4 protein-coding genes are annotated in these 4,880 nt (G+C 38.4%); all 4 read left to right on the forward strand.

What is annotated here, in order from left to right:
• Positions 1-39 precede the first annotated feature (39 nt).
• The 4 genes from cas10d (at position 40) to AC5JMK_RS12605 (ending at position 4,857) form a co-directional block, all read left to right on the forward strand.
• Positions 40-2,610, forward strand: a complete 2,571-nt coding sequence (gene cas10d / locus AC5JMK_RS12590; RefSeq protein ID WP_495910228.1) for a type I-D CRISPR-associated protein Cas10d/Csc3 — start codon at positions 40-42, stop codon at positions 2,608-2,610.
• 50 nt (positions 2,611-2,660) lie between these two features.
• Positions 2,661-3,650 (forward strand): type I-D CRISPR-associated protein Cas7/Csc2, encoded by a 990-nt coding sequence (gene cas7d / locus AC5JMK_RS12595; protein ID WP_495910229.1) that lies wholly within the window; start codon positions 2,661-2,663, stop codon positions 3,648-3,650.
• A 78-nt stretch (positions 3,651-3,728) separates the two neighbouring features.
• Positions 3,729-4,520, forward strand: coding sequence for a type I-D CRISPR-associated protein Cas5/Csc1 (gene cas5d / locus AC5JMK_RS12600; RefSeq protein WP_495910230.1), 792 nt, complete (start codon positions 3,729-3,731; stop codon positions 4,518-4,520).
• Complete coding sequence (locus AC5JMK_RS12605; protein ID WP_495910231.1) at positions 4,489-4,857, forward strand: hypothetical protein; 369 nt, start codon at positions 4,489-4,491, stop codon at positions 4,855-4,857. Before cas5d ends, AC5JMK_RS12605 begins: the two co-directional genes overlap by 32 nt.
• The last annotated feature ends 23 nt before the right edge of the window (positions 4,858-4,880 follow it).

The following is a 4,880-nucleotide window of genomic DNA, read 5'->3' on the forward strand; positions in this document are numbered from 1 at the left end:
TGTTGAGTTCGCGTAGAATTTACGCGAACTCATTCTTTTTTGTCCAAAGTCCAAGGAGAAGAAACACCGAAAAATTCCCAAGTCGCAGAAATTCTTAATCTCTGTCGCGATTTAGGCGAAAAACTCAACTTTCAATTATTTTGGTCAGAATGGCAAGAATATTTACCAGAAATTGCTTACTTAGCACAAAATACCCAAAATAAAGCTAGTACAAATATTTACTCTGCTAACTGGCCTGTACCCAAAATTAAAGACCGTCGTCGTTTAGAAAATCCCCTGCGTCGGCTACTTGCTTTTGGCGATATTGCAGTCCATTTCACTGATCCCGGCGATATCGATACTCAAACCGGAGGCGATAGACTGCGGGAACAATTGCGATTTTTAAATATTAACAAAAGTTTGGTTTATCATCGCTTACGAGATACAATTGGTATTGTCAGTAATGGTATTCATAACGCTACAATTCTTTTTGCTAAACAACTCGATTGGGAACCGATTTTATTTTTTGCTCAAGGTGTAATTTACCTAGCACCACCAAATAGCGAAACTCCCGATATTCAAGAACTCCAAGAATTTATTTGGCAGCAAATCAGTGGAGTTTTAGCAGATAAAATGATGGGTGGTGATATTGGCTTTAAGCGAGATGGTAAAGGCTTAAAAGTTGCACCTCAAACCATAGAATTATTTTCACCAGAAGAACTAATTCCCAAATTACCAAGGGTAATTGAGGTGAAAGTAGCAAATATTAAAGACCCTGCTACACCCAAACGTTTAGAAAAATTAGATTTAACTGCAACTGAGCGAGAATTGCTCAATCAAGGTGCAGATATCCGCGCTGATAGAATCGCTGAATTTATTTTTCTGACGCAGAAAGAGTTTTTTGGTGATTCACCAGAATATATCACTTGGATGCTCAACAAATTAGGATTACAAAACAAAATTTCACCCGAACAAACTCAAGTTCAATCGGGAGGTGTAAATTATGGCTGGTATCATGCAGCTGCTTATTATGTTGCTACTCATGCAACTTTAAAACCAGAAGATATCTCAGAACGAATGGAAATTTGGGCAGAAGATTTAGCAAATTGGGCAAGTGAGAACAACTTACTTCCCTCACATTCTAGCCCCATCCGTGAAATTTTCTCTCAATACTTAACGCAATATTTAGAAGTTAAAGGCTGGTCAAGCAATTATCCCTCATTCAGCGCTGAATTTACAGCTTATGCTGATGCGAAAACTAAAGCCGCTAAACAACCTATTTGTTCCTTAAGTTCTGGTGAATTTGCATCAGAAGACCAAATGGATTCTGTAGTTTTATTTAAACCACAGCAATATAGTAATAAAAATTCTTTGGGTGGAAGACAAATTAAACGCGGAATTTCTAAAATCTATGCCTTAGAAATGTTAATGCGTCAAGCTTTCTGGTCTGTCCCGGCTGGCAAGTTAGAAGAACAACAACCAGTATTTTTATATATCTTCCCTGCTTATGTTTATTCTCCCCAAACAGCAGCAGCTATCAAATTGTTAGTTAACAATATGAAGCAGATTAATCTCTGGGATGTTCGCAAGCAATGGTTAGAACAGCAGATGAATATCAATGCTTTGCAATCAGTCGCTTGGTTAACAGAATCAGCTACATCCGGACGCTTTCACAATGATAAATACAATAAAGAAGATTTGCCTTTTATGGCGATGAATTACACAACTACCAAAGGTAAAACTCTTACCGATGCATGGGTACAGCCTGCTTTCTTGGCTTTATCGCTACCAATTGTACTCGGAGTAAAAGTCATAGCTACTAGTAGTTCAGTTCCCCTTTATAACAGCGATCGCGATTTTAGAGAATCTGTAATTCTCGATGCACCTGCATCATTTTGGAATTTGCTGGGATTGTCTAATTCTCTACGAATTCAAGATTTTCAAAATGCTATGCAGCGGCTTTTATTTGCCTATAGTCTTCATTTAGATACTCGTAGTTCTCCTCCCGATGCTAAATGGCGAGATTTGATTAAAACAGTACGCGAGGTGACAACAAATGTACTCAATATTTTTGCTTTAGCTACAGAGGGATTGCGACGTGATAAACGAGATATACCTAGCCAAGACGAAGTTAAACGTTATTGGCAATATGCAAAAGCCTGGGTAAAACAAGATAATTCAGCCACAAATCAAGGAGCATATATTATGAAAATTACGGAAAAACTTGTGCAGCAATACCGAGTATTTTATCAAGCAAATCTCAGTGAATCGAGCCACACAATTTTACTGCCACTATCAAAAGCATTGGAAATGATTTTATCAGTTCCTCAACAAATTGATGTTGACGATTTAATATTGCAAGCTTCTGGACAAATTCAAGATGCTTTAGAACGTCAAGAAGTCTATAAACGCCCTTTAATGATGGATAAATCAGTTGATAAAGCCACAAGACTAGAACGCGAATTAACAGCGATTCATACATTTATGACAACCTGTGTACGGGAATTATTTCTCGAACTTTATAAAGGCGATCGCGCTTTATTACAAGAAAACCGCAACCGCATTAAATCTGGGGCAGAATTTGCCTACCGTTGGTTAGCTTTGCAAGAGAAATTTGCAAAATCATCCTAATTGTTTCATTTTTAGAGCTACTTTCAATCAAAATTATCAGGAGTAAAATTATGAGCGTTTTAGCAACTTTAAAACCCGAATTCCAATCTGCATTTCCCCGTTTAGCATCTGGTAAGTACGTCCATTTCATCCTATTGCGCCACAGTCAATCATTCCCCGTTTTCCAAACAGATGGAATTCTCAACACTGCACGCACGCAAGCTGGTTCAGGAACTACAGATGAAAGCAAAAAACAAATCAGCCGTTTGGTAATGTTCAAACGTAAACAAACCACCCCCGAACGACTTGCTGGACGGGAATTACTTCGCAGTTTGAATCTGACTAGCGCCGATGAAACCAACAAAGATAAATACTGTGAATATAACGGCGAAAAATCCTGTAAGAAATGTCCTGATTGTATTATTTATGGATTTGCGATCGGCGATAGTGGTTCTGAAAGATCCAAAGTGTACTCTGACTCAGCTTTTTCTCTAAGCGCTTACGAGGAATCACACCGTAGTTTTACCTTTAACGCTCCTTTTGAAGGCGGAACAATGAGTGAAGCAGGAGAAATGCGTAGCAGTATCAATGAATTAGACCATGTGATTCCAGAGGTGACATTCCCCACAGTTGAAACTCTGCGTGACCCTACCTACGAAGGTTTTATCTATGTTCTGGGTAACTTACTACGTACTAAACGTTATGGCGCACAAGAATCGCGCACGGGGACAATGAAAAACTATATCGCAGGGATTGTATTTTGCGATGGTGAAATCTTTAGTAACTTGCATTATACCCAAGCACTTTATGATGTTTTGAAGGGTGATGCTCCGATTGCTGATATTTTGCAGAAGGTAGAAGAAGTGGCAAATAATTTACTGAATGATGAACCTGTACGTACAACAAAGCGGCTGTTTGGTTCGCAATTGGAAGAACTGCTAGATGAAGTCAGTGCATTATATCAAGATGAAACTCGTTTAACAGAAACAATAAATGCACTCTACGGACAAACTAAAGCCTATGCAGAGTCATTTGGAGCATTGAAGAAGAAAGGTAAATAAGCACTAACCATTATTTCTTGGTGTTAAGGTGAACGCTCCACCTTAACCTAAATCTCAATGCAATTAAAGGATTTTGCTATGGCACTCTATCATTGCACATTGACGCTACACGATAATGTTTTTTTTGCCACGCGGGAGATGAGTATTCTCTATGAAACAGAAAAATATTTACATAACTGGGGACTAAGCTTTGCGCTGTTTGCAATTAATTACATTCCCCAACCATATCGGCTACAAGGAGAATTGGCGCAGAAACCAACATATTTAGATGCTAGTGCTGAACAAAATCTCTTGCATCTCAACCAAGCAGGAATTTATGTATTTCCTGCTCAACCTATCAATTGGTCATATCAAATCAATACCTTTAAAGCTGCTCAAGTTAGCTATTATGGTAAATCAAAACAGTTTGGCGATAAGGGTGCAGATAAAAATTATCCAATTAATTACGGACGAGCTAAAGAAATAGCTGTTGGAAGTGTATATCGTACCTATATTATTGCTCCAGAAACTATTAAAATACCCCGATGGATACGTTTAGGTAAATGGGCGGCAAAAGTCAGGATTGAAGCTGTAAAAATACCAGATAAAGTTATACAAATTAAATCTGGTGATTACACCTGTTTACATCCTCTAAATCCGTTGGATTTACCAAGTAATACTCGAATATTACTTTATAACCGAATCGTGATGCCTCCTGCTAGTTTAGTCAGTCAGGCACAGTTAAGGGGTGAATATCTAGCAACAAACAAAAAAGATTGGCAAGATTTCAAATTAACATTAACTGAGCAGCAATCTCAACAATTACCAGAACAAATTTATTTACCTACAGGAGTATTCTATGGAGCAGGAAATGTTGCCGCAACAGCATAAATCTTCAACATTGCATTCAATAGTTGTTGAATTGGCAGCTGCGGATGTAGGAGACATCCCACCTACTTTATCTCGCGCACTGCACGCACTAGTACTTAAATGGTTTGCAGTAGCCAGCCCATCTGTTGCGGAAACTATTCATGCTAGTCAAAATTCACCATTAACAATTTCAGGTTTATTGGGAAAGCGTCGCCCTAATGGAGTACGTGTCGGAGATTATTTTTATTTTCGGATTGGGTTACTAGACGGTAGTTTAATTGAACCTTTAATGCGCGGGTTTGAACACTCAGAAACTCAATCTATAGTCAATACCTTCGCCAAATTTATGAACTGGTAGAACAAGGATCGGCAGGGTGGATG

This window comes from Pelatocladus sp. (genome assembly GCF_059505505.1).